At 72.6% G+C, this 25389-nt stretch carries 20 protein-coding genes; 9 read left to right on the forward strand and 11 right to left on the reverse strand.

What is annotated here, in order from left to right; genetic code table 11:
• Positions 1-90: 90 nt before the first annotated feature.
• Positions 91-258, reverse strand: coding sequence for a hypothetical protein (locus ACSUPR_RS19545; RefSeq protein WP_017563552.1), 168 nt, complete (start codon positions 256-258; stop codon positions 91-93).
• 35 nt (positions 259-293) lie between these two features.
• Positions 294-1436, reverse strand: a complete 1143-nt coding sequence (locus ACSUPR_RS19550) for an acyl-CoA dehydrogenase family protein (protein ID WP_436892061.1) — start codon at positions 1434-1436, stop codon at positions 294-296.
• Positions 1437-1612: 176 nt separating this feature from the next.
• Here ACSUPR_RS19550 and ACSUPR_RS19555 point away from each other — a divergent pair, with 176 nt between their 5' ends.
• A complete protein-coding gene (locus ACSUPR_RS19555) occupies positions 1613-3640 on the forward strand; it encodes a DHA2 family efflux MFS transporter permease subunit (protein WP_436886147.1) in 2028 nt (675 codons plus the stop codon).
• A 173-nt stretch (positions 3641-3813) separates the two neighbouring features.
• On the opposite strand, the gene ACSUPR_RS19560 is transcribed toward ACSUPR_RS19555, so the two are convergent.
• Positions 3814-4125: a hypothetical protein gene (locus ACSUPR_RS19560; RefSeq protein WP_436886148.1), complete on the reverse strand. Its 312-nt coding sequence runs from the start codon at positions 4123-4125 to the stop codon at positions 3814-3816.
• A gap of 149 nt (positions 4126-4274) precedes the next feature.
• Here ACSUPR_RS19560 and ACSUPR_RS19565 point away from each other — a divergent pair, with 149 nt between their 5' ends.
• On the forward strand, positions 4275-5417 hold the full coding sequence (locus ACSUPR_RS19565; protein ID WP_436886149.1) for an acetyl-CoA C-acetyltransferase: 1143 nt from the start codon (positions 4275-4277) through the stop codon (positions 5415-5417).
• A gap of 182 nt (positions 5418-5599) precedes the next feature.
• On the opposite strand, the gene ACSUPR_RS19570 is transcribed toward ACSUPR_RS19565, so the two are convergent.
• On the reverse strand, positions 5600-6856 hold the full coding sequence (locus ACSUPR_RS19570; RefSeq protein WP_436886150.1) for a winged helix-turn-helix domain-containing protein: 1257 nt from the start codon (positions 6854-6856) through the stop codon (positions 5600-5602).
• A 38-nt stretch (positions 6857-6894) separates the two neighbouring features.
• Positions 6895-8865: an acyl-CoA dehydrogenase family protein gene (locus ACSUPR_RS19575; RefSeq protein ID WP_436886151.1), complete on the reverse strand. Its 1971-nt coding sequence runs from the start codon at positions 8863-8865 to the stop codon at positions 6895-6897.
• A gap of 367 nt (positions 8866-9232) precedes the next feature.
• Here ACSUPR_RS19575 and ACSUPR_RS19580 point away from each other — a divergent pair, with 367 nt between their 5' ends.
• The gene (locus ACSUPR_RS19580) at positions 9233-10045 is read left to right on the forward strand and encodes an exodeoxyribonuclease III (RefSeq protein ID WP_436886152.1); all 813 of its coding nucleotides are present in this window, start codon (positions 9233-9235) and stop codon (positions 10043-10045) included.
• A 35-nt stretch (positions 10046-10080) separates the two neighbouring features.
• Positions 10081-10941, forward strand: coding sequence for a ribokinase (locus ACSUPR_RS19585; RefSeq protein WP_436892062.1), 861 nt, complete (start codon positions 10081-10083; stop codon positions 10939-10941).
• A gap of 48 nt (positions 10942-10989) precedes the next feature.
• On the opposite strand, the gene ACSUPR_RS19590 is transcribed toward ACSUPR_RS19585, so the two are convergent.
• From ACSUPR_RS19590 to plsX, 3 genes are all read right to left on the reverse strand, one after another.
• The gene (locus tag ACSUPR_RS19590; protein ID WP_436886153.1) at positions 10990-11592 is read right to left on the reverse strand and encodes a YceI family protein; all 603 of its coding nucleotides are present in this window, start codon (positions 11590-11592) and stop codon (positions 10990-10992) included.
• 279 nt (positions 11593-11871) lie between these two features.
• Positions 11872-13617, reverse strand: a complete 1746-nt coding sequence (gene argS, locus ACSUPR_RS19595; RefSeq protein WP_436886154.1) for an arginine--tRNA ligase — start codon at positions 13615-13617, stop codon at positions 11872-11874.
• Positions 13618-13668: 51 nt separating this feature from the next.
• Positions 13669-14775, reverse strand: coding sequence for a phosphate acyltransferase PlsX (gene plsX, locus ACSUPR_RS19600; protein WP_436886155.1), 1107 nt, complete (start codon positions 14773-14775; stop codon positions 13669-13671).
• Positions 14776-15299: 524 nt separating this feature from the next.
• Between plsX and ACSUPR_RS19605 the strand changes: the two genes are divergently transcribed.
• Complete coding sequence (locus ACSUPR_RS19605; protein WP_436892063.1) at positions 15300-16538, forward strand: KamA family radical SAM protein; 1239 nt, start codon at positions 15300-15302, stop codon at positions 16536-16538.
• A gap of 239 nt (positions 16539-16777) precedes the next feature.
• On the opposite strand, the gene ACSUPR_RS19610 is transcribed toward ACSUPR_RS19605, so the two are convergent.
• A complete protein-coding gene (locus ACSUPR_RS19610) occupies positions 16778-17014 on the reverse strand; it encodes a DUF397 domain-containing protein (protein ID WP_436886156.1) in 237 nt (78 codons plus the stop codon).
• 431 nt (positions 17015-17445) lie between these two features.
• Complete coding sequence (locus tag ACSUPR_RS19615; RefSeq protein WP_436886157.1) at positions 17446-18357, reverse strand: helix-turn-helix domain-containing protein; 912 nt, start codon at positions 18355-18357, stop codon at positions 17446-17448.
• Positions 18358-18642: 285 nt separating this feature from the next.
• Here ACSUPR_RS19615 and ACSUPR_RS19620 point away from each other — a divergent pair, with 285 nt between their 5' ends.
• Positions 18643-19179 (forward strand): ATP-binding protein, encoded by a 537-nt coding sequence (locus ACSUPR_RS19620; RefSeq protein ID WP_436886158.1) that lies wholly within the window; start codon positions 18643-18645, stop codon positions 19177-19179.
• A gap of 173 nt (positions 19180-19352) precedes the next feature.
• Positions 19353-19718: an STAS domain-containing protein gene (locus ACSUPR_RS19625; protein WP_436886159.1), complete on the forward strand. Its 366-nt coding sequence runs from the start codon at positions 19353-19355 to the stop codon at positions 19716-19718.
• Positions 19719-19813: 95 nt separating this feature from the next.
• On the opposite strand, the gene glmS is transcribed toward ACSUPR_RS19625, so the two are convergent.
• The gene (glmS, locus tag ACSUPR_RS19630; protein WP_436886160.1) at positions 19814-21667 is read right to left on the reverse strand and encodes a glutamine--fructose-6-phosphate transaminase (isomerizing); all 1854 of its coding nucleotides are present in this window, start codon (positions 21665-21667) and stop codon (positions 19814-19816) included.
• 382 nt (positions 21668-22049) lie between these two features.
• Here glmS and coaA point away from each other — a divergent pair, with 382 nt between their 5' ends.
• Entirely contained in the window at positions 22050-22955 is a 906-nt protein-coding gene (gene coaA / locus ACSUPR_RS19635; RefSeq protein WP_436892064.1) for a type I pantothenate kinase, read from the forward strand.
• Positions 22956-23141: 186 nt separating this feature from the next.
• On the forward strand, positions 23142-25286 hold the full coding sequence (locus ACSUPR_RS19640) for a HelD family protein (protein ID WP_436886161.1): 2145 nt from the start codon (positions 23142-23144) through the stop codon (positions 25284-25286).
• Positions 25287-25389 lie beyond the last annotated feature (103 nt).

Consider the following 25389-nt stretch of genomic DNA (forward strand, 5'->3'; position numbering starts at 1 on the left):
GCCTCCCCGGTGCCCCCGCCCCTCCCGCCCGCCGTCCGGGCGCACGGGAGGGCGGCCGAGGGCCGCGCCGGGGCGTCCCCGGCGCGGCCCTCAGCGCCAGGACCAGGCCCACAGCAGCAGGCACAGGAACACGAAGAAGACGACGATCCCGCCGGTCGTCCAGGGGATGTGCACACGGGGCCGCAGTTTGCGCACGCCGATGACCAGCAGCACGACCAGCAGGCCCATGACGATGAGGCCGTCCCACGCACCGCTCATGACCGACTCGACCCTTCCGGAGGGGGCTGACCGGCTTACAGGCCCAGGCCGCGTCCGACGATCTCCTTCATGATCTCGGTGGTGCCACCGTAGATCGTCTGCACGCGGGAGTCCTGCCAGGCCCGTGCCACCGGGTATTCCATCATGTACCCGTACCCGCCGTGAAGCTGCAGGCACCGGTCCATCACCTTGTTGCACAGCTCGGTGGTCCACCACTTGGCCATGGCGGCGTCCTCGACGGTGAGTTCGCCCCGGTTGAGCAGTGTGATCGCCCGGTCCACGTAGGTGCGGGCGATGTCGACCTCGGTCGCCAACTCGGCCAGGACGAAACGGGTGTTCTGGAAGCGTCCGATAGGGCGGCCGAAGGCGGTGCGCTCCCGGCAGTACTCGACGGTGTGCCGGAGCATGAACTCCGCGGAGGCCGTCGCGCAGACGGCGATGGACAGCCGCTCCTGCGGCAGGTTCTGGAGCAGGTGGATGAACCCCTGCCCCTCCTGGCCGATGAGGTTGGCCGCGGGGACCCGCACGTCCTGGAAGAACAGCTCGGCGGTGTCCTGCGCCTTCATGCCGATCTTGTCGAGGTTGCGGCCCCGCTCGAAGCCCGGGGTGCCGCGCTCGACGGCGATGAGGGAGAAGCCCTGCGCGCCCGCGTCGGGGTCGGTCCGGCAGACCACGATGACCAGGTCGGCGTTGATGCCGTTGGTGATGAAGGTCTTGGAACCGTTGATCACCCACTCGTCGCCGTCCCGGACCGCCGAGGTGCGGATGCCCTGGAGGTCGCTGCCGGTGCCGGGCTCGGTCATGGCGATGGCGGTGATGAGCCCGCCGCCGGCGAAGCCGGGCAGCCAGCGCTTCTTCTGCTCGTCGTCGGTCAGGCCGACGAGGTAGGGGGCGATGACGTCGTTCTGGAGGGTGACGCCCAGCCCGCTGGCGTGGGCCCGGCAGACCTCCTCGTTGACGATGGCGTTGAACCGGTAGTCGGTCACGCCGGTGCCGCCGTACTCTTCGGGGACCCCGTGGCCGAGGAGGCCGACCTCGCCCGCCCGGACCCAGACCTCGCGGGGGACGATGCCGTCCTTCTCCCACTGCTCGTGGAAGGGCACGACCTCCCGCTGGAGGAACCCGGCCACCGTTTCGCGGAAGAGGTCCTGGTCGGCGTCGAAGAGTTCCCGCTTCATGCTCTGCTCCGGGGTGTCGTGGGTCACGGTTGCCGCCACAGTAACCGAACCGAATTCGGTTTTGAAGAGGGGGATCCAAGCGGCGGCAAAGTTCCCGCCCGGTCGGGTGTTCCGCACCTTTCGCGCGGTGCGTCCCCTCCTAGGGTGAGCGCACCGGCCGACGGAAGGCGGAGCCGATGGTCCACACCCACAGGGAACGGCGCGAACACCGCGGCGGGCGGACCGCGGTGATCATGGTCGCGCTCATGCTCACCGTGCTGCTGTCCGCGCTCGACCAGACGATCGTGTCCACCGCGCTGCCGACGATCGTCTCCGACCTGGGCGGCCTCAACCACCTGTCCTGGGTCATCACCTCCTACCTGCTCGCGGTCACCGCCAGCACTCCGCTGTGGGGCAAGCTCGGGGACCAGTTCGGGCGCAAGACGCTGTTCCTGGTCTGCATCGCCGTGTTCCTGGCCGGATCGGCGCTGTGCGGCCTGGCCCAGGACATGTTCCAGCTCATCCTCTTCCGCGGGCTCCAGGGCGTCGGCGGCGGCGGGCTGATGGTGCTGGCCATGGCGATCGTCGGCGACATCGTCTCCCCCCGCGAACGCGGCCGCTACCAGGGGTGGTTCGGGGCGGTGTTCGGGGTCTCCAGCGTGGCCGGGCCGCTGCTGGGCGGGTTGTTCGTCGACCACCTGTCCTGGCGCTGGGTGTTCTACGTCAACCTGCCGCTGGGCGTGCTGGCGTTCGCCGTCGTCCTGGCGGTGCTCCCCGCCTCCCGGCCCGGCGGGCGGCGGACCATCGACTACGCCGGGATCGTGCTGCTGGCCGCCACCGCCGTGTGCCTCACCCTGGTCGCCTCCTGGGGCGGTGCCGTGTACGACTGGGCGTCGCCGCAGGTCGTCGGGCTGGCGCTGGCCGGCGTCGCACTCGGGTCCGGATGGTGGCTGTCGGCCCGCCGCGCGGCCGAGCCGGTGATGCCGCTGGGGCTGTTCCGCAACCCCGTGGTGGTGGTCGCCATGGCCATCGGCCTGTGCGTCGGGTTCGCGATGATGGGCTCGATGGCGTTCCTCCCGCTGTTCCTCCAGGTCGTCCACGGGCAGTCGCCGACCGCCTCGGGCCTGTTCCTGCTGCCGATGGTGCTCGGGCTGTTCCTCACCTCGATCACCTCCGGGCGGCTGGTCACCCGCACCGGCCGGTACAAGCCGTACCCCATCGCCGGGATGGCGGTGACCTCGCTGGGGCTCTTCCTGCTGTCGCGGCTGGGGCCGGACACCTCCGACTGGCAGATGTGGGGCTCGTTCTTCGTGCTGGGGGTGGGGCTGGGGCTGGTCATGCAGGTCGTGGTGGTGGTCGTGCAGAACGGCGCGGAGTACGCCGACCTGGGCGCGGCCACCTCGGCCGCGACGTTCTTCCGGTCCATCGGGGGCTCGTTCGGCACGGCGGTGTTCGGCGCGGTCTTCTCCGGGCAGCTGGCCGCCAATCTGGCCGCCCGCGCCGGGTCGTCGGCGCTGCCGGCGGGCGTGGACACGGCGGCCCTGGAGAGCGATCCGCGCGCCCTGGACGCACTGCCCCCGCAGGCGCAGGCGATGTTCCTGGGGGCCTACGCCGACGCCATCGACGTGGTGTTCCTGTGGGCGGTGCCGGTGGCCCTGGTGGGGCTGGTGCTCGCCCTGTTCCTGCCGGAGGTGCCGCTGCGCACCACGGTCGGCTCGCAGTCCGCCGACCTGGGCGAGTCCATCCCGCCGGTGGCCTCGGGCGGGCGCACCGCGATCGAGACCGTCGAACGGGAGGTCTACCGGGCCTGCGGCCACGAGGGGGCGAGGGAGATGTACGCCCGGCTGCGCACCGCCGCCGGGTTGGAGATCTCGCCGCGCGCCTGCTGGACGCTGAGCCACCTGGCGGTGACCGGGCCACTGCGGGTGTCCGAGCTGGTGGAGATGTCCCGCCTGCCCGACGACCGCTGGGAGGCGGTCCACCGGGAGCTCCTGGAGGCGGGCTACCTCACCGGCGGGGGCGAGCCCTGGGAGCTCGGTCCGGCGGGCGCCGAGGCGGCGGACCGGGTCTTCGCGGCCCAGCGGGAGGCGCTGGGCTCCCTGCTGGCGGACTACGACCCCGAGCGGCACCCGGACGTGGTGGCGGCGCTGGAGCGGATGACCGCCGAGACGCTCGGCGACGAGGGGGACGCGGGCCGCGTGGTCCGCGAGGAGGACCGCGCCTAGGGTCTGTTTTTTTGAGTGCCGTCCTGTTCCGTGGGGGTGTGTGTGAGGCGCGGGCGGGGTTCGGCAGGCCCGGAGGGGATGTCCGGGGAACGGGGACGTTCCCGTGGGGCCGAGGGTTCCCGCCTTCCGGGGGCGCCGAACGCGGACCGAAGCGGAGGTCCGAAGAGCACGGTCTAGGCGCTTCCGGCGCGGTCGGGGGCGCCGTCCCCGGAGCCGGCGACCTCGGGGTAGTACCGGGCCGCCTCCTCGTCGGCGTCCGCGTAGCGGGAGGCCACGTGCAGCCAGCCCCACAGCAGCGCCGAGAGGCACACCGGCGGCAGCAGGGCCCACAGGGGGACCTCCGCCAGCAGGCGGGCGCCCAGGATCCCGGCGGCGAGCGCGCCCGCGCCGACGCCCCAGGCCAGGACGCGGCGGCCGGAGGCGAAGGCGAGGAAGAACAGCACCGTGCCCGCGGCCGTGCCCAGGACGAGGACCATCCCGCTCATCGTCGTCTCCTCTCGTCGACTCCAGAGCAGCACACCGGGGTGAACGGGAGGGGAAACGGACGGTGAAGGGGGGCCGGGGTCTTGCCGGATCCACAAAACCGAATACAGTTCGGTTCATAGGAAACGTCACCCAGGCCCTTGGAGGACCCGTGGCCGAGGCATACATCGTCGGCGCCGTCCGCACCCCCGTCGGGACGAGGAAGGGCGCGCTGGCCGCCGTCCACCCCGCCGACCTCGGTGCGCACGTGCTCAAGGAACTCGTCCAGCGCACGGGTGTGGACCCGTCCGCCGTCGAGGACGTCATCATGGGCTGCGTCAGCCAGGTCGGCCCCCAGGCCCTGGACCTGGCCCGCACCTCCTGGCTGTCCGCCGGGCTGCCCGAGGGCGTCCCCGGGGTCACCATCGACCGCCAGTGCGGCTCCTCCCAGCAGGCCGTCCACTTCGCCGCCCAGGGCGTCATGTCCGGCACCCAGGACCTGGTGGTGGCCTCCGGCGTGGAGAACATGGGCATGGTCCCCATGGGCTCCAACGTCCAGTACGCCATCGACAACGACCTGGGACTGTACGGCGAGGGCTGGGTGGAGCGCTACGGCCTCCAGGAGATCTCGCAGTTCCGCGGCGCCCAGCTCATGTGCGAGAAGTGGGGCTTCAAGCGGGAGCAGCTGGAGGAGTACGCCCTGGAGAGCCACCGGCGGGCCGCCGAGGCGATCGCCGACGGCCGCTTCGACTCCCAGATCGCCCCGATCGCGGGCGTCACGCAGGACGAGGGCGTGCGCCCCGACACCACCCTGGAGAAGATGGCGGGCCTGAAGGCCCTGCGCGACGGCTGGGAGCTCACCGCCGCCGTGGCCAGCCAGATCTCCGTGGGCGCCGGCGCGGTCCTCATCGCCTCCGAGCGTGCGGTGGAGCGGCACGGGCTCACCCCCCTGGCCCGCATCGTCCAGCTGTCCCTGGTCGGCGACGACCCGGTCTACATGCTCACCGCCCCGATCCCGGCCACCAGGATCGCGCTGGAGAAGGCGGGCCTGGGCATCGACGACATCGACGTCACCGAGATCAACGAGGCCTTCGCGCCGGTCCCGCTGTCCTGGATCGAGGAGCTGGGCGCCGACCCCGCCAGGGTCAACCCCAACGGCGGCGCGATCGCCCTGGGCCACCCGCTGGGCGCCACCGGCGCCGTCCTCATGACCAAGCTGGTCAACGAGCTGCACCGCACCGGCGGCCGCTACGGCCTCCAGACCATGTGCGAGGGCGGCGGCCAGGCCAACGTCACCATCATCGAGCGCGTCTGACCCCGCGCCCGCCGGGCCGCGCCGCCCCTCCGGGGGCCGCGCGGCCCGGCGGGCAGGTGCTACAGCCGTTACCGAGATCGGAGCGGGACCAAGACCGCACCGCTGCCCGGCTTCCACGTCGGGGCGCACGCCGCGGTCTCCGGTCTCCAGCTGCCGACCCGGGACGCGCGCGGATTCCGCACCTACTTCCCGGCCGTCAAGCTCGTCCCGCCGAACCAGCGGGCCAGGGCGGGGCCGCCGGGGCCGTTGGGCAGGTTCAGCCAGGCGGCCATCTCGGCCAGGTGCTCCACCAGCTGCGGCAGCGTGTCGGCCGGTGCGCCCTCCTCCAGGGTGATCCGCTGGGCGAGCAGGGTGCCCGAGGCGCGGTCCGCCTTGAGGTCGACGCGGGCCACCAGGTCCTCGCCCAGCAGGAACGGCAGCACGTAGTAGCCGTGCACCCGCTTGGCGGCCGGGGTGTAGATCTCGATGCGGTACCGGAAGCCGAACAGCTCCTCGGCCCGGTCCCGGGTCCACACCAGGGAGTCGAACGGGCTCAGCAGGGCCCTCGCCTCCACCCTGCGCGGAATGCGGGCGTCGCGGTGCAGGTAGGCGGTGCGGTCCCAGCCACGGACCCGGACCGGCACCAGCTCGCCGGAGTCCACCAGGTCGGCGACGGCCGGGCGCGACTCGGCGCCCTTGAGCCGGAAGTAGTCGCGCAGGCAGGGTTCGGTGGCGATCCCGTGCGCGCGGGCGGCGATGGCCACCAGCTCCCGGTGGGCGTCGGCGTCGCTCACCAGGGGCGCCGCGTGCACCTCGGCGGGAAGCACCCGCTCGGGCAGGTCGTAGCGGCGCTCGAACTGGGAGTTGCGGCCGTTGGAGGTGAGGTCGCCGACCCAGAACAGGTACTCCAGGGACTTCTTCACCTCCGACCAGTTCCACCCCCAGTGGTCCTTGGCGCGCGGCACGTCGTGGGCGAGCGCGGCCTCCACCTCGCGGGCGGTGGCCGGGCCGATCCGGGCGACCTCCTCGTAGACCGCCTTGATCAGCTGCGGCCGCTCCGCCTGGATGCTGCTCATCCAGCCGCTCCCGGTCCTGGCCCGGTTGCGCTCCATGCGGTACCGCATGAGCTGCCGGGTGGCCGGGGGCACCAGGCTCGCCTCGTGGGCCCAGCACTCGACCAGGCGGGCCGGGCTCGCCTTGGCGGCGGTGGTGGCCGCCCGGTCCAGCAGCGCGGTGTCGTAGCCGCCCATCCGGGCGAACACCGGCAGGTACTGGCTGCGGGCGAGGACGTTCACGCTGTCGATCTGGATGATCCCCAGGCGGCGCACCACCCGGCCCAGGTGGGCCAGGGTCGGCGTGCCCGCGGGCCGGGGGTCCGTCAGCCCCTGGGCGGCGATCGCGATCCGGCGGGCCTGGGAGAGGGACAGTTCCGCGTCACGGCGGGGGTGCGGTTCGGGCATGCCGAACACGCTAGCCCCCGCCTCCGACATTCCGCGGCTCAGCCCATCCGCCGGTGCAGGTTCTTCTCGGCCGAGGGCCCCGGCTCGGCCGGGGCGATCAGCGGTCCGGGCAGGGACGGGTCGAGCACGCCCTCCTCCAGCCAGGTGTAGGAGTCGTCCATCACCCGGCGGGCCAGCTTCCCGTCGACGGCGTCGGTGTTGGACCACAGGCCCTCGAACAGCGTGTCGGCGCGCAGGCGCGCCTGGCGGCAGAACACGTCGGCGAGCTCCAGGGGCGTCGTGCCGCGCTCGGGCCGGGTGTCGGCGTCGTGCCGGGCGCGCACGGCCACCGCGCTCATCGCGAACAGCTCGGCGCCGATGTCCACCACCCTGCCCAGGAACCCCTGCCGGACCTCCAGCCCGCCCTGCCAGCGCGACATCCCGTAGAACGTGGACCGCGCCAGCCTGCGGGCGGCGCGCTCCACGTAGCGCAGGTGCCCGGCCAGCGGCCCGAACTCCACGTACGCCGACGGCAGCTGCCCCCGGCCCACCGCCAGCGTCGGCAGCCAGGCGGCGTAGAACCCGGTGGCCCTGGCCAGGGCCCGCGCCCTGGCCGCCCGGTCGGCGTCCGGGTCGATGATGTCCCCGGCCACCGCCAGGTGGGCGTCCACCGCCTCGCGGGCGATCAGCAGGTGCATGATCTCGGTGGACCCCTCGAAGATCCGGTTGATGCGCAGGTCCCGGAGCATCTGCTCGGCGGGGATCCCCCGCTCGCCGCGGGCGGCCAGCGACTCGGCGGTCTCGAACCCGCGCCCGCCGCGGATCTGCACCAGTTCGTCGGCGATCCGGTAGGCGTGCTCGGAGGCCCACAGCTTGGCGATGGCCGCCTCGATGCGGATGTCCCTGCGCTTCTCGTCGGCCATCCGGCTCGCCAGGTCGAGCATGGCCTCCATGGCGTAGGTGGTGGCGGCGATGTAGGAGATCTTCTTGGCGACCTCCTCGTGCCGCCCGACCGGGCGCCCCCACTGGACCCGTTCGCGGGACCACTCGCGGGCGATCCTGGTGGCCCACTTCCCGGCGCCCACGCACAGGGCGGGCAGGGACAGGCGCCCCGTGTTGAGGGTGGACAGGGCGATGCGCAGCCCCTGCCCCTCCTCGCCGATCCGGTGGGCGGCCGGCACGCGGACGCCGTGCAGCCGGGTGACGCCGTTCTCCAGCCCCCGCAGGCCCATGAACCGGTTGCGCCGCTCCACGGTGATCCCGGGGGAGTCCCCCTCGACCACGAACGCGGTGATGCCGCCCCGGTGGCCGGGGCCCTCCGGCACACGTGCCATCACCACCAGCAGGTCGGCGACGACGCCGTTGGTGGTCCACAGCTTCACCCCGTCGAGCAGGTAGGCGGTCCCGTCGTCGGTGGGCACGGCGGTGGTACGCAGCCGGGCGGGGTCGCTGCCCACGTCGGGCTCGGTGAGCAGGAACGCGCTGATGGCCTCGCGGGCGCAGCGCGGCAGGAACTCCCGCTTCTGCGCCGGGGTGCCGAACATGGACACCGGCTGGGGCACGCCGATCGACTGGTGGGCCGACAGCAGGGCGCCGACCGCCGGGGACACCGAGCCCACCAGGGCGAGGGCGCGGTTGTAGTGGACCTGGCTCAGTCCCAGGCCGCCGTACTCGACGGGGATCTTCATGCCCAGGGCGCCCAGCTCGCGCAGCCCGGCCACGACCTCGTCGGGGATCCGCTCCTCGCGTTCGATGCGGTGGGGGTCGATCCCCTCGCAGAAGTCGCGCAGCCGGGCGAGGAAGGCGTCGCCGCGCTCGTCGTCCTCCCGGTCGGGGACGGGCATCGGGTGGATCAGGTCCAGGCGCAGGCGGCCCAGGTACAGCTCCTTGGCGAAGCCGGGCAGGTCGGAGGCCTCCTCACGGGCCTGCTCGGCCACTGCTCTGGCACGGCGTTCGTCGACCTCGGGGGCGGGCTCGGGTGCGGTGGGGCCGGGGGTGTGCGCTCGGGCGTCGGGATCGGCCGCGGACATGTCGTCACCTCGTCCAGGAAGGGGTGTCTCGTGTGGCCTGCATCACAGCCCTACCCGGGTGCGGGCGCGTCGACGCACGGCAGGGCCCGCCGCCCGCCCGCGGAGGGTGACGCCGCCGCAAAAAACCTTGGGCGAAATGCGAACCTCGGAAGGCCCTCGGCCGTCTTACGGGACGCGACGGAAACAACCGGGCATGTGCTGGGAGTCCCGTCGGGCCCCGGTGCGGAGGACGGCCGCACCGGGGCCCACCACCTCGTCCGGAGCCCGGCGGCCGACCCCCGCCCGCCACCCTCCCGGCGTCCCCGGAGCCCGCGCCTCTGTCGCCGCGAAGCCCTAGGCTGGCGCTGTGCGAATCGCGACTTGGAATGTGAACAGTGCCCGGGCCCGGGTCGATCGGATCGGCGCCTGGCTCGACCGGAGCGACGTCGACGTCCTCGCCATCCAGGAGACCAAGGCCAGGGACGACCAGTTCCCCGGCTCCGTCTTCACCGACCGCGGCTACGAGGTCGCCCACCACGGGATCTCCCAGTGGAACGGCGTCGCGATCGCCTCCCGGGTCGGCCTGGAGGACGTGCGGGTGGGCTTCCCCGGCCAGCCCGGCTACGGCGACCCCGAGGAGGCCGAGGCCCGCGCCATCGGCGCCACCTGCGGCGGCGTCCAGGTGTGGAGCCTGTACGTGCCCAACGGCCGCGAGATCGACCACCCCCACTACGCCTACAAGCTGCGCTGGCTCCGGGCCCTGCGCGAGGTGGGCGAGAACGCCCTGGCCGCGGACCCCGGCGCGCAGATCGCCTACGTCGGCGACTTCAACATCGCCCCGCAGGACGACGACGTGTGGGACATGGCGGCCTTCGACGGGCTGACCCACGTCACCGGGCCCGAGAGGGAGGCGTTCCGGGGGCTGGGCGAGGCGGGCTTCGAGGACGTCGTCCGCGAGTACGCCCCCGGCCCCGGTGTCTACACCTACTGGGACTACAAGGGCCTGGCCTTCCCCAAGCGCCGCGGCATGCGCATCGACTTCGTCCTCGCCTCCCCGGCGCTGCGCGCCCGGGTCAGCGGTGCGGGCATCGACCGCGAGGAGCGCAAGGGCAAGGGCGCCTCCGACCACGCCCCGGTCATCGTGGGCCTGGACGGGGACGAGGGGCTGCCCCGCGACAAGAAGAAGGAGGACGGGGCGTGAGCACCCCGCGCATCGCCGTTTTCGGCAGCGTCAACATGGACCTGGTGGCCTACGTGGACACCGCTCCCGCCACCGGCGAGACCGTCACCGGCACCGCCTTCCGGCAGGTGCCCGGCGGCAAGGGCGCCAACCAGGCGGTGGCCGCCGCCCGCGCGGGCGCCGACACGGTGTTCCTGGGCGCGGTGGGCGACGACGCCTTCGGCGCCGAACTGCGGGGCAACCTCGTCGCCTCCGGGATCGACACCACCGGCCTGCGCACCGTCCCCGGTCCCTCGGGCATCGCCCACATCGTGGTGGACGGCGGCGGCGGCAACTCGATCATCGTCGTGCCCGGCGCCAACGGCGCGGTCACCGGCACGGTGCCCGGGGACCGGGAGCTCGTCGGCGGGGCCGACGCACTCCTGCTCCAGCTGGAGTTGCCGATGGAGGCGGTCCTCGCGGCCGCGCGCACCGGCCGCGAGCAGGGCGTCCGGGTCCACCTCACCCCGGCCCCGGCGCGGGAGCTGCCGGACGAGCTGCTGGAGTCGGTGGACGTGCTCGTCCCCAACGAGCACGAGGCGGCCGCGATCACCGGCCGCACCGACCCCCGCGAGGCGCTGGCGGCGCTGCTGGAGCGGGTCCCGGAGGTCCTCCTCACGCTGGGAGGCGAGGGCTCCCTGTACGGGGCGCGCGGCGCCGAGCCGGTCCACGTCCCCGCGCTGAAGGTCGACGCCGTGGACACCACGGCCGCCGGCGACACGTTCTGCGGGTCCTTCGCGGTGGCCCGGGCGGAGGGCGCCGACCCGGCCGGGGCGATGCGCTTCGCCGCCGCGGCGGCGGCGCTGTCGGTGCAGCGCCACGGGGCCAGCTCCTCGATGCCCTCCCGGGCGGAGGTCGAGGCGCTGCTCAGGGGCTGAGCCCGGGCGCCCCGGCGCCCGCGGGGCGCGGTCCCCTCCGGGGCCGCCTCAGGAGGGGTGGCCGATCTGCTGGAGGAAGGGGGCGGGGTCCTGGTTCTGGAGGCGCACCTCCAGGACGATGTCGACCTCGTCCCCGACCAGGCGCCCGCCCCAGGGCACCTCGCCGCCGTCGCCCACGCCGTGGTCGGACAGGCGGATGCGGGTGGTGGCGGAGAAGAAGTGGCCGTACACCTCGTCGGGGTACGCGTAGTCGGGGGCCTCGCCCACCCACCGGGCGTCCAGGGTGACGGGGGCGGCCGTGCCGTGCACCGTCAGGTCGCCGTGCAGCCGGAAGGCGTTGCGGCCGCGGCCCCCGGGCTCCATCCCGGTGGAGACGAAGCGCAGCTCCGGGTGGTTCTCCACGTCCAGGAAGTCGGGGGAGCGCAGGTGGGCGTCGCGGGCGCCGACACCCGTGTTGATGCTCGCGGCGTCCATGACCACCTCGGCCTTGGACGCGGCGGCGTCCTCGGCGACCAGCACCCGCCCCCGCGCCCGCCCGAACGTTCCCTGCACCCGGCCGAAGCGCAGGTAGTGGGCGACGAAGATGAGGCTGGAGTGCAGGGGGTCCAGGTGCCAGAGGCCCGGCGCCGGGCCGACCGGAGTGGATTCCATACCTACTTCTCCCTTTTGTCTGCATTGGGTGTTTTGTCCGTCCACCCTAGGTCCGGCGTTCCGTGCCGGCCCGGGGTTCGGACGCGCAGGGGAGCGAGAGATCCGACTCGCTTCATCCCGGAAAGCGGAGAAAACCTGGTGTGCAAGGGAATTCGTCCTCTGTGAGAGTTCTCTCGGACGATGACCGGTCCGGGACCCGGTCCGTGTCCGCCCGCGGGTGCCCGAGCACGACGAGGGGCCGGGACGCGCCAGCGCGCGTCCCGGCCCCTCCGGTCGGCCCTACATGTGCTCGGGAGCCTCCACGCCCAACAGGTCCAGGCCCTGGACCAGCACGCGCAGCGCCAGCGCGACCAGCGTCAGCCGGGACTCGCGCTCGGCCTCGGTGCCGGCGGCCAGCACCGGGCAGTGCTCGTAGAACGCCGTCAGCGACTGCGCCAGCTCGAACAGGTAGCCCGACAGCCGGTGCGGCTGGAGCAGGTCGCCGACCTGCGCCACCACCGGGCCGAACTCCAGCAGCTTCAGCGCCAGCGCACGCTCGGCCCGGTGGCCGATCGTGATGTCGGCCCGCGCCTGCTCGGGGGACAGCCCGCCCTTGCGGAAGATCGACCGGATCCGGGCCTGCGCGTACTGCAGGTACGGTCCGGTGTTGCCGGTCAGCGCCAGCATGCGGTCGAAGTCGAAGGTGTACTCGGTGTCGTGCGCCACCGACAGGTCCGCGTACTTGACCGCGCCGATGCCCACCTGGCGGGCGATCTCCGCCTGCTCCTCGGCGGGCAGGTCGGGCCGGTTCTCCCGGACGACCGCGGCCGCCCGGTCGACCGCCTCGTCCAGCAGCGCCATCAGCCGCACCGGGGCGCCGCTGCGGGTGCGCAGGATCTTGCCGTCCGGGCCCAGCACGTTGCCGATCTGCACGTGGGTGGTCTCGACGGAGTCCGGCAGCCAGCCGGCCTCGCGCGCGGCCGTCCACACCATCTTGAAGTGCATCGCCTGCGGGGCGCCCACCACGTACAGGATGCGGTCGGCCTTGAGGTCCTCCACCCGGTACCGGACGGTGGCCAGGTCGGTCGTGGCGTAGCCGTAGCCGCCGTCGCTCTTGCGGATGATCAGCGGCACCGGCTTGTCCTCGCGGCCGGTGAAGCCGTCCAGGAACACGCACAGGGCGCCGTCGCTGACCTCGGCGATGCCCTTGGCCTCCAGCTCGTCGCACACGTCGGCGAGCATGGCGTTGTAGGTGCTCTCACCGGCCAGGTCGTCGTCGGTGAGGGTGACGCCCAGCTTGGCGTACACCTTGTTGAAGTACACCCTGGACAGGCCCACGAGCCTGCGCCACAGGCGCAGCGTCTCCTCGTCGCCGCCCTGGAGGGCGACCACCCGGCGCCGGGCGCGGGCGGCGAAGCCCTCCGGCTCGGGGCCCGAGGAGTCGAACTCCGTGCGCGCCGCCTGGTAGAAGGCGTTGGGGTCGGTGGTGAGCAGGTCCGCCTCGGGGGAGTCCTCCCCGACCGCCAGCAGGTGCTCGATGAGCATGCCGAAGGGGGTGCCCCAGTCGCCGATGTGGTTCTGGCGGATGACGTTGTGGCCCAGGAACTCCAGGGTCCGCGCCAGCGAGTCGCCCACCACGGTGGTGCGCAGGTGGCCGACGTGCATCTCCTTGGCCACGTTGGGCGCGGAGTAGTCGAGCGGGATGTTGCGGCGCTCCTGGGCGGGCACGCCCAGGCGCTCGTCGTCCAGCAGCTCGCGGGTCCGCCCGGAGATCCAGTCGTCGCGCAGGGTCAGGTTGATGAAGCCGGGTCCGCTGACCTCCACGGCCGAGCAGACGTCGGCGACGTCGAGGTGCTCCATGATCGCCGCGGACACCTCGCGCGGCTTTCGGCCCAGGCGCTTGGCGAGTGCGAGCGCTGCGTTCGCCTGGTAGTCGGCGAACTGTGACGGGCGGATGACGGGGTCGGTGTCGGCGTACTCGGGACCGAAGGCGGCCCCGAGGGCGGACTGGACCCGTCGCGAGAGTACTTCCTGCGGGTCGGCCATGCACCAAGCGTACCGAGCCCGCAGGAGTGTTCTCGGCGCTTTTCCGCTCCCTCAGCGCCCCTCGGCCGGGCCCTCCGACTGGGCCAGGCGGTGCAGCCACCCGGCCTGGCGGGTGTGCACGCGCCGGCGCACCTGCTCGCCGATGTCCCCGGCGGACAGGTCGTGGGCGAGGCGGCAGGCGTGGGCGATGCCGCGGGCGCGGCTGTCGCCGTGGGCGATGACGACGGTGCCGTTGAGACCCAGCAGCGCGGCGCCGCCGTAGGTCTCGCTGTCCAGGCGCTCGCGCAGCCCGCGCAGCGCCCTGCGCTGGAGCATCGCCCCCGCCCTGGCGGCCACGGACGAGGTCAGGGCGGTGCGGACGGCGTCCATGGCGAACGCCGCCGTCCCCTCCACGGCCTTGAGCGCCACGTTCCCGGTGTGCCCGTCGGTGACGATCACGTCGACCTTGCGGGCGAGCAGGTCGTGGCCCTCGATGTTGCCGCGGTAGTCCATGACCGTGGAGTCCTCCGCGGTGGCCGCGAGCAGTTCCGCGGTCCTGCGGATCAGCCTGTTGCCCTTGCCGGGCTCGGAACCGATCGTGAGCAGCCCCACCCGGGGGCGCTGCACCCGGAAGGCGGTCTGGGCGTAGGCGCACCCCAGGTGCGCGAACTGAACGAGCATCTCCGGCTTGGCGTCGGCGTTGGCCCCCGCGTCCACCATCACCGTCGGCGTCTCCCCGGTCGGGAGGGTGACCGCCAGGGCGGGCCGCAGGATCCCGTGCTGGGTGCGCAGGCGCACGGTGGAGGTGGCGACGATGCCGCCGGTGGAGCCGGCCGAGACCAGGGCGTCGGCGTCACCGCGCCGGATCAGGCGGCAGGCGACGGCGGCGCTGGAACGGGGCCGCCGCCAGCTGGCCAGCGCGCCCTCGTGCATGGCGAGGCTGTCCTCGGCGTGCACGACCGGGATCTCGCGCAGGGCGTCGTGCTCGGCGAGCAGGCCGGCGATCTGGGTGCGGCGGCCCACGAGGACGACCCGCAGGCCCAGTTCGCGCACGGCGAGGACGGCGCCCTCGACGATGGCCTCGGGCGCGTTGTCGCCGCCCATCGCGTCGACTGCGATGATCGGCGGCGAGGTGCGGCGGGGTGCGACGGGTGCGTCCGCGTCGGAGGTGCCGGTCACGTGGCGTCCTTCACGGTGTGGTGGTGCGGTGGGCGCACGCCGTCGTCGCAGGTCCCCGCGCCGGTGCGGGCACACGCCGACGGGTGCGCGGGTGGTGTGCAAACACCGTACCGGGTGCGGCGGGAGGTTCCACGGTTCGGGCCATTCATCCGTTCGTGCGAGGATGCTTGCAGTATGTCCAGGTCAGAGCTGTATTTTGATCTATCTGGATATAAAACCCCAAGTAGGGGTATATCCGCTCGCTGGCCCGGAGGTTCGTCACGCTCCGGGTACATGTGACAGCCGAACACGAATTCCGTTTCCGGAGGTTCCCGGGTGCCCGCACACCGGAACCCCCGGATCAGGGCTGCCCTCACGAACCCGCGCGGGCGGCCCTGACTCACATGCAGGAGAGGAGAGGCGTGAGCGTTACGCCAGAGGCGGCACCGTCCCCGTCCACCGGGCGTCGGTTCCGTGCCTACACGACGAAGCACATCGACGAGCTCACCGCGCGAGCCGGTCTCGCCGCCGATGAGCGGCTCGCGGTGCAGGCGGTGGCCACCGTCCTGCCCTTCCGGGTCAACGCCTATGTCCTTGACGAGCTGATCGACTGGGACGCCGCACCCGATGACCCGATCTACCGGTTGGTCTTCCCGCAGGCGGACATGCTGCCCCAGGCCGACGTGGCGCGGATCGCCGACCTGATCAGGTCCGGGGCTCCGCGCAAGGAGCTCAACGAGGCGGCCAACGCCGTCCGGGCGCGGCTCAACCCGCACCCGGCCGGGCAGATGGACCTCAACGTCCCCAAGGTGGACGAGGAGCCGATCCCCGGCCTCCAGCACAAGTACAAGGAGACGGTGCTCTTCTTCCCCAAGCAGGGGCAGACCTGTCACGCGTACTGCACGTACTGCTTCCGCTGGGCCCAGTTCGTCGGCGACGCCGACCTGAAGTTCGCCTCCAGCGAGATCGACCAGCTCGTCGACTACGTGCGCTCCCACCCGGAGATCACCAGCGTCCTGTTCACCGGCGGCGACCCGATGATCATGGGCGAGGGCGTGATCTCCAAGTACATCGAGCCGCTGCTGGAGATCGAGCACCTGGAGGCCATCCGGATCGGCACCAAGGCGCTGGCCTACTGGCCGCAGCGCTTCGTCACCGACCCGGACGCCGACGACACGCTCCGGCTCTTCGAGAAGGTCGTGGCGTCGGGCAAGAACCTGGCGTTCATGGCGCACTTCTCGCACCCGAACGAGATGCGCCCGGAGATCGTGCAGGAGGCCGTACGGCGCATCCGCTCCACGGGCGCGGTCATCCGCACCCAGGCGCCGCTGATCCGCACGATCAACGACGACCCGGCGACGTGGGAGAGCATGTGGCGCACCCACCTGCGCCACGGGATGGTCCCGTACTACATGTTCGTCGAGCGCGACACCGGCCCCCAGGACTACTTCGCGGTGCCGCTGGCGGAGGCCTACGAGATCTTCCGCGGCGCCTACAGGAACGTCTCCGGCCTGGCCCGGACCGTGCGCGGCCCGTCGATGTCGGCCACGCCGGGCAAGGTGTGCGTGGACGGCGTCACCGAGATCGCGGGCGAGAAGGTGTTCGCGCTCCACTTCATCCAGGCGCGCGACCCGGAGCTGGTGGGCAGGCCCTTCTTCGCCGAGTACGACGAGAAAGCGGTCTGGCTGTCCGACCTCAAGCCCGCCCTGGGCGCCACCCACTTCCCGTGGGAGACGCCTCCGGCGGCCATCGGGGACGGCGGCGTGGACCCCACCCGCCTGTAACCGGCCGCGGCGGAGGGGCCTCCCCGGCCCGCCCAGGGCATCGATCCGCGCCTCCGCCGCCCCGGACGCCGAAGCGAGGAGCCCGGTACCCCGTGTAGGGGTACCGGGCTCCTCGTGCGCCCGCACCGTGGACGGTAGGCGGTCACCGCGCGGCCGGGGTCCGGCGCGGTGGCCATCGGTGCGGGCGTCTTCTCCGGGAAAGTCCTTTCAGCGGGGCCGTCCGGCGGCCGCCGCCGGGGTCAGCTCAGCAGGGCGTCGAAGTCCCCGGTCTTGGCGCCGCGGACGAAGGCCTCCAGCTCGGCGTGGGTGTAGACCAGCACCGGGCCCTGCGGATCGCGCGAGTTCCGGACCGCGAACTCCCCGCCGGGCAGGGTCGCCACCTCGACGCAGTTCCCGTCCGGATTGCTCCAACTGCTCTTGGTCCACTCGACCTTGGGCAGACGGCTCGCGGGAACGCCGTTGTAGACGGGGTGCATCTCGACCTCCTGGAACTTCGGGGGACGTGTGAGCGGGGGTGTCCACGCGCGGAGCCGTCGACACGTCGGTCCGCTCGTGCCGGAGCCACGGGCCGGGCGGGGTTTTGGGGAGAGATCTTCCCCGTTGTGCCGTTCCGTCCTCGGTGCGCGCCCAAAGCGTAGCTCATGCACGTGCATACGTGATTACGTCCGTAAGCACATATGCAAGGTCCATGAGTGAGGATACGCATGTCACGGCTAACGCCGGGGGCGGGGAGGGGGTTCACGGACTCCCGATCGTTTCCCAGTCGTGGCCGAAGCCGGTCACCGAGGCCGAACGGGTGTGCGCACACGGCGAACGCCCGGACGCGGAGCGGTACCGGGCGTTGGGAAGGGGCCGGGGGATGCGGGGTCGGGGGACGTTCGGGGGCGGGAGGAGGCGGGGTGGCGGGTCAGTCCCGGTAGCGGTCCAGGAACGAGCGCAGGATCCCCTCGGTGGCCGAGGGCGGCGGCGCCTGCGTGGCCAGGTGGTCCATCGTCTGGGCGTAGAGGCTGGTGTCCTCGAACTTGTCGAAGTACAGCGAGCTGCTCAGCTGCTCCAGGTAGACCACGTCGGGCAGCTGCGGGGTGGGGAAGCGCAGGATGCTGAACGGGCCGCCGGCCGCCGGGTGCCCGCCCATGGCGAACGTCGCCACCTGGACGGTGATGTTGGGCCGCCGGGACATCTCGATGAGGTGCTCGATCTGGCCGCGCATCACGGCCGCGTCGCCGTAGGGCCGGTGCAGCACGGCCTCGTCGATGACCGCCCACAGGCGGGGGCCCTCGCCCTCGGTGAATCTGCGCTGTCTGTGCATGCGCATCTGCACGCGGCTGTCGATGTCCTCCTCGGACGTGGCCGTGCGCGAGAGCCGGATGACCGAGCGGGCGTAGCCCTCGCTCTGGAGCAGGCCGGGGACGAACTGCACCTCGAAGGTCCGGATGACCGAGGCGGCCTCCTCCAGGCCCACGTAGACGCCGAACCAGTTGGGCAGCACGTCGCTGTACTGGTGCCACCAGCCCTGGGCGTTGGCGCTGGTGATGAGGCCGAGCAGGGCCTCGCGCTCGGCGGCGTCGGTCACGCCGTACAGCTTGAGCAGGTCCTCCACGTCGCGGTGCTTGAAGCTGACCTGTCCCAGTTCCATGCGGCTGATCTTGGCGTGGGAGGCGCGGATCGCGTATCCGGCGTCCTCCCGGGAAATGCCCTTCTCCTGGCGCAGCTTCCGGAGCTGCGTTCCGAGAAGAATGCGCAGCACGGTCGGGCCACCGCTGGAATTCGCCAGGAAATCCCGGGTGACCTGGAAGTTCTCTGCGTGATCGGCGACCACATCGCCTCCCTGTAGCGGCTTTGGCGCGAGCGACCGCCCAGTATAGCGACCCCATTCTGCTGGGAACAGGGGTTCGGGACGGGCGTTCCGAGGCCTTGTGGGTCGACTGTAAACCCGGATGCCCGCGTGTGAATTCTTGGAAGTAGATCTACCGATAAGGCCTGTTCGTCCTATAGGCTTGCCGAGCGTTGATCTGCACGTGCATCCGTGACTTACATTCGTAAGCCACGATGCCACCCGCAGGCAAGGCCGAGCGAACCCGCATCACCACTCGTGAGGACCGTGATGAACGCAGAGCTGATGTCGTCGGAGAGGCACTCCGGGGCATCCTGGCGCCGCCCCTCCCTGGCGGAGGCCCCCCGGCTGCCGGGCGGCCACTGGGCGGACCCGCTGGGCGGCACCCCCCTGGGCCGCACCGACCGCACTCACGAGTCCGTCACCGGCGCCTTCGCCTCGGTCCCCGACTCCGTCGGCGCGGCCCGCCGCCTCGCCGAGCGCGCCCTCGCCGAATGGGATCTGGCCGGGATCACCGACGACGTCCGGCTCGTGCTCTCCGAGCTCGTCGGCAACGCCTGCCGCCACGCCCTGGACCCCGGACGCGCCGCCGCGGAGACCCCGGTCGTGGTGCGCCTGAGCCGGGCGGGCGGATCCGGGCGTGTCGCGTGCCTGGTCGCCGACACCAGCGACCGCGCCCCCCACAAGGTCGACGCCCACCACTTCGCCGAGTCCGGCCGGGGCCTGAGCCTGGTCGCCGCGTTCAGCGGCGAGTGGGGCTGGAACCCGGTCCGCGGCGGCAAGGTCGTCTGGGCCGTCTGCGGCTGACCCCCGCCGGCCCCGATCCCGGTCCGGCGGCCCGTCCCGCCCCGGTACCGGGCCCGTCCGCCCCTCCCGCGGCCCACTCCGGCACGCCCCGGAGCAGAGTAGGCTGTCAGGGCATGTCGGTATTCGACCGATCGCGTCCGACAGGGGAAGTTTTCCGACGCGGGGAGCGGGGCGTGGACGTGCTGGACACGGGACGGGACGGATTCATCTGCGACGGCGCCACCGTCGTGACGCTCGGCGGTGAACTCGACATCGCCACCGCCGAGACCGCGTACGCCGCCATCGCGGCCGCCGCCGTGCAGGGCTGCGTCGTCGTCGACCTCTCCGCGGTGGACTTCATCGACGCCTCCGGGGTCAACGCCTTCATCAACGCGATGCGCGTCACCACCCGCGAACGCCACCACCTGGCCCTGGCCTGCCCGCCCCGCCAGCTCTCGCGCATCTTCGACGTGCTGGACCTGCACGCCCTGCTGCCCACCCACGGCGACCTGGCCACCGCCGTCGCCGCGCACGCCGGAACCCGCGCCGCCGCCCGCTGACGCGGGCCGCACCGGACCGGCGGGGCGGACACGGAAAACGCCGGGCGCGCCCGACGGAGTCGGACGCGCCCGGGCCGGAGACACCCCCTCCGGGGCTACTCCACGGTCACGCTCTTGGCCAGGTTGCGCGGCTGGTCCACGTCGTTGCCCTTGGCCAGCGCCAGCTCGCAGGCGAACACCTGCATCGGCACGGTCGCCACGATCGGCTGGAGCAGGGTCGGCACCGCCGGGATCTCGATGAGGACGTCCGAGTACGGGCGCACCGACTCGTCCCCCTCCTCCGCGATCACGATGGTGCGGGCGCCGCGGGCGCGCACCTCCTGGATGTTCGACACGATCTTGTCGTGCAGCACGCTGCGCCCCTGCGGCGAGGGCACCACCACGACCACCGGAAGGCCGTCCTCGATCAGCGCGATCGGCCCGTGCTTGAGCTCGCCCGCAGCGAACGCCTCGGCGTGCATGTAGGCCAGCTCCTTGAGCTTGAGAGCGCCCTCCATCGCCACCGGGTAGCCGACGTGGCGGCCCAGGAACAGGACGGTGTCGACGTCCGACAGCGACCGGGCCAGCTCGCGCACCGGCTCGACCGTGTCCAGCACCTTCTCCACGTGCTCGGGCATGGTGGCCAGCTGGGCGATCACCGCGTCGATCTCGTCGCCGAACTTCAGCCCGCGCACCTGCGCCAGGTACAGGCCGATGAGGTAGCAGGCGGCCAGCTGGGTGAGGAAGGTCTTGGTGGCGGCCACCCCGACCTCCGGGCCGGCGTGCGTGTACAGCACGCCGTCGGACTCGCGCGGGATGGTGGAGCCGTTGACGTTGCAGATCGCCAGCACCTTGGCGCGCTGTTCGCGCGCGTAGCGGACCGCCATCAGGGTGTCCATGCTCTCGCCCGACTGGGAGATCGCGATCACCAGGGTCTGCCGGTCCAGGATCGGGTCCCGGTAGCGGAACTCGCTGGCCACCTCGACCTCGCACGGGATGCGGCACCAGTGCTCGATCGCGTACTTGGCGATCAGGCCCGCGTGGTAGGAGGTGCCGCAGGCGATGATGACGATCTTCTCGACGGCGCGCAGGTCCTCCGGGGACAGGCGCATCTCGTCCAGGGTCAGCTCGCCGTCCACGGACAGGCGGCCCAGGAGGGTGTCGGCGATCGCGCGCGGCTGCTCGACGATCTCCTTGAGCATGAAGTAGTCGTAGCCGCCCTTCTCGGCGGCGGAGGCGTCCCAGTCCACGTGGTACTCGTTGACCTCGACGTCGTTGCCGTCGTAGTCGGTGACGCGCACCGAGTCCGGGCGCAGCTCCACGACCTGGTCCTGGCCCAGCTCGACCGCCTCGCGGGTGTGGGCGATGAACGCGGCCACGTCGCTGGCCAGGAAGTTCTCCCCCCGGCCGCGGCCGACGACCAGCGGCGAGTTGCGGCGGGCGGCGACCACGAGGTCGGGGTCGTCCACGGAGACGGCGACCAGTGTGAAGGCGCCCTCCAGCCGCTTGCACACCGCGCGCATGGCCCCGGCGAGGTCCCCGTCGCCGCGCCTGGCCAGCTCGGTGCTGAGCAGGTGGGAGGCCACCTCGGTGTCGGTCTCCGAGAGGAACTTGCAGCCCTGCTCCTCGAGCTCCAGCCGCAGGGAGGCGAAGTTCTCGATGATGCCGTTGTGGACGACCGCCACCCGGTTGCCGTTGTCGACGTGGGGGTGGGCGTTGACGTCATTGGGGGCACCGTGGGTGGCCCACCGGGTGTGGCCGATGCCCGCACCCTCACCGGCGATCGGGTGCTCCTCCAGGGCACCGCGCAGGTTCGCGAGCTTGCCGGCCCGCTTCTCGGTGTGCAGGGCGCCCCCGCCCAGCACTGCGACACCCGCGGAGTCATATCCGCGGTACTCCAACCTCGCGAGGCCGTCCACGACGACCTGGAGCGCCGATTGCGGCCCGACGTAGCCAACGATTCCGCACATGGCCGCCAGCGTAGGCCAAAAAGGACGCTGAATCGACCAACCACCTCTTGATACCAATAGCTGTTTTCCCAGGTAACGGTATAGACCATTTGGTGTACCAAGGGTAGACCGCGCAGGTGGGGGGCGTGTCGGCCGTCCGAGTGGAACCGATTCCACCCGGCCGGGACCGGCCGAAAAAAACATCGGCGGCACACGGGGGAGGGCCGCCGGCCGGTGGCCGTCCGTCGAGGTCGGGGTGACGGGCGGGCGAACGTGTGGTTTCGACCACGTTCAGGCCTGGCTTCGGGCTTACCCCGACCCGGGCGCCCGGACCGGTCGAAGCCCTCGTCTAGGGTGGTCATTCGTGTCCCACCCGACGAAGACCGGCGTCTCCACGCCGTACGTGGAACTGGACCGGGAGGCCTGGGCGGCCCTGCGGGCCTCCACTCCGCTCTCCCTGACCGAGGCCGAGCTCTCCCGGCTGCGCGGTACCACCGACCCGACGTCCCTCGACGACGTGCGGGACATCTACCTGCCCCTGTCCCGGCTGCTCAACCTGTACGTCGGCGCGACCCAGCAGCGGCACGCCGCCGTCCGCGGCTTCCTCGGGGAGTCCGACCGGCCGTCCCCGTTCATCATCGGCGTCGCCGGAAGCGTGGCGGTCGGCAAGTCCACCACCGCGCGGCTGCTGCGCTCCCTGCTGGCCCAGTGGCCCAACCACCCGGACGTGGAACTGGTCAGCACCGACAACTTCCTGTACCCCAACGCGGTGCTCGAGGCGCGCGGCCTCATGCGGCGCAAGGGCTTCCCGGAGAGCTACGACCGGCGCGCCCTGGTCCGGTTCGTCTCCGAGATGAAGGCCGGGGCCGACGGCATCGACATCCCCGTCTACTCGCACCTGAACTACGACATCGTCCCCGGCGAGCGGCAGACCGTGCACCGCCCCGACATCCTCATCGTCGAGGGCATCAACGTGCTCCAGCCCGCCAACGCCGGACGGCTGGCCGTCTCCGACTTCTTCGACTTCTCGATCTACGTCGACGCCAAGGTCGGCAACATCCGCGACTGGTACCTGGACCGCTTCCGGGAGCTGCGCCGTACCGCCTTCTCCGACCCGCGCTCCTACTTCCACCACATGGCCACCACCCTGCGCGAGGAGGAGGCCCTGGAGTTCGCGGCCAACACCTGGCGCACCATCAACGAGGTCAACCTCGTCGAGAACATCCGGCCCACCCGGGGCCGGGCCACCCTCGTGCTGTTCAAGGGGGACGACCACCGGGTCAGCCGGGTCCGCCTGCGCAAGACCTGACGGGCGTCCGGCGCACACCCGGGCGGGGGTAGGCTGGTCCTTCTCCCTTTCCACGGCCCACCCCCGCAGGGGACGCCGTGCGCTTCACGAGGATCGGAACGAACCGGGCCCTGAGAGGGCGACCGGGGCGGGACCCGCGCACGCGCGAGGCCGTGCCGTGTCCCGTCGATCCCTCCCGAGGTCCGCATGACCACGACCGATCCCACGACCGCGCCCGCCGACCCCGAACTGGTCGCCGAGCGGGACGCCCTCACCGCCGCCCGCACCGCCCTGCGCACCATGCGCGAGGAGGTCGAGGGCACCGAACTGGTGCTCGGCGACGTCGTCAACGACAAGGTCACCAACGCCGCGCTCCGGCGGGGCAGGCAGCGCCGCCTGGCCGCCCTGGCCGACATGCCCGGGGCGCCGCTGTTCTTCGGCCGCCTCGACTTCGACCCCGGCACCGTCTTCCTCGACGAGGACGCGGGCGCCGGTCCCGACCGGATCCACATCGGCCGCCGCCACGTCCACGACCCGCAGGGCCGCCCCCTGGTCCTGGACTGGCGCGCGCCCATCAGCGTCGCCTACTACCGGGCCTCGCCCGCCGACCGGATGCGCGTGCGGGTGCGCCGCCGGTACGGCTTCACGACCGTCGAACACGGACCGCGGGCGGACCCCGAGGTGGTGCTCACCGCCTTCGAGGACGAGCACCTCACCGGAGCCCCCGACCCCGGCGACCGCCCCGGCGACCTGCTGGCCTCCGAGATCGAGCGGCCCCGCACCGGGCCGATGCGCGACATCGTCGCCACCATCCAGCCGGAGCAGGACGACCTGGTCCGCGCCCCGCTGGGCACCACCCTGTGCGTGCAGGGGGCGCCGGGCACCGGCAAGACCGCGGTGGGCCTGCACCGCATCGCGTTCCTGCTCTACACGGAGCGCGAACGCCTGTCCCGGGCGGGTGTGGCGATCATCGGCCCCAACCGGTCGTTCCTGTCCTACATCCGCAACGTGCTGCCCGCCCTGGGCGAGGTCGACGTCACCCAGACCACCGTCGCGGACCTGCTCACCCGCGGCCTGCCCGAGCGCTTCCGGTCCGCGGAGGGATGGGTCCGCCGGACCGAGGAGCCCTTCGCCGCCCGGGTCAAGGGCGACGCCCGGATGGCCGAGGTGATCCGCCGCGACCTGTGGTCGCACCTGCGCGAGCCCGCCGAGGCCCTCATGGTCCGCCGCGGCTCGCGCCGCTGGCGGCTCTACCCGGAGGACCTGCGGCCCCTGCTGGACGAGCTGGCCGGGCGCGGCGTCGCCTACGGCTCGGGGCGCGAGCTGCTGTCCCACCGCATCGCCCACACGGTGCTCACCCTCATGGAGTCCGAGGGGGAGGTCTGCGACGACCGCACGCACGAGCAGGTCCGACGCGACCCGGCGGTGCGGTCCGCGGTCACCGCGCTGTGGCCCAAGGTGGAACCGCTGGCCCAGGTGCTGGGGCTGCTCACCGACCCCGGGCGGCTGGCCAGGGCGGCCGACGGGATCCTCACGGCCCGGGAACAGGAGGCGGTCCTGCTGCCGGGCCGCCCGCGGGGGCCCAGGTCGGCCCGCTGGTCGGTGGAGGACCTGGCCCTGATCGACGAGGCCGCCTCGCTGATCGACCGGCCCGCGGGACTGGGGCACATCGTCGTGGACGAGGCGCAGGACCTCAGCCCCATGCAGTGCCGGGCCATCGGCCGCCGCTGCGAGTCGGGCTCGCTCACCGTGCTGGGCGACATCGCCCAGGGGACCAGCCCGTCGGCCGTGCGCACCTGGTCCACCCTCCTGGAGCACCTGGGCAAACCCACCGGGCACCTCAGCGTCCTGGACCGGGGCTACCGGGTGCCCGCCCAGATCATCGACTTCGCCGCCCGGCTGCTGCCCACCATCGCCCGGGGGCTGGGCGCCCCGGTCGCGGTCCGCCGGGCCCCGGGCTCACTGCGCGTCACCCCGGCCGCCGACGGACTGGCAGCCCGGGTCGCGCAGGCCTGCCGCACCGCGCTGGAGGGTGAGGGCTCGGTCGGCCTCATCGCCGCCGACGCCGACCTGCCCGCCCTGTTGGAGGAGCTGGCCGCGGAGGGGCTGGAGGTGCCGGTGCTGGACGACGACACCGGCCTGGACGCAGCCCGCCTGGTCGCCGTCCCGGCGGGCCTGGCCAAGGGCCTGGAGTTCGACGCGGTCGTGGTCGCCGAGCCCGCCGCCATCGCCGAGGCCGAGGAGCGCGGTCTCAACCGCCTCTACGTCGTCCTCACCCGCGCCGTCAGCACCCTCCACGTCGTCCACGCCCGCCCGCTGCCCGAAGCACTCGCCCCGCCCGCCGCCGGCTGACGGGGCGAGCCGCACCGCTGCGACGCGGGGGCGGCGGAGACCCCGTCGATGGGATGCCGAGGACTCCGCGAGGCCGCCCGGAGCGTCCCCCGGCCTCCGGTCG

Origin of the sequence: Nocardiopsis dassonvillei, from assembly GCF_964273065.1 — a bacterium.
Classification (GTDB): Bacteria; Actinomycetota; Actinomycetes; order Streptosporangiales; family Streptosporangiaceae; genus Nocardiopsis; species Nocardiopsis dassonvillei_B.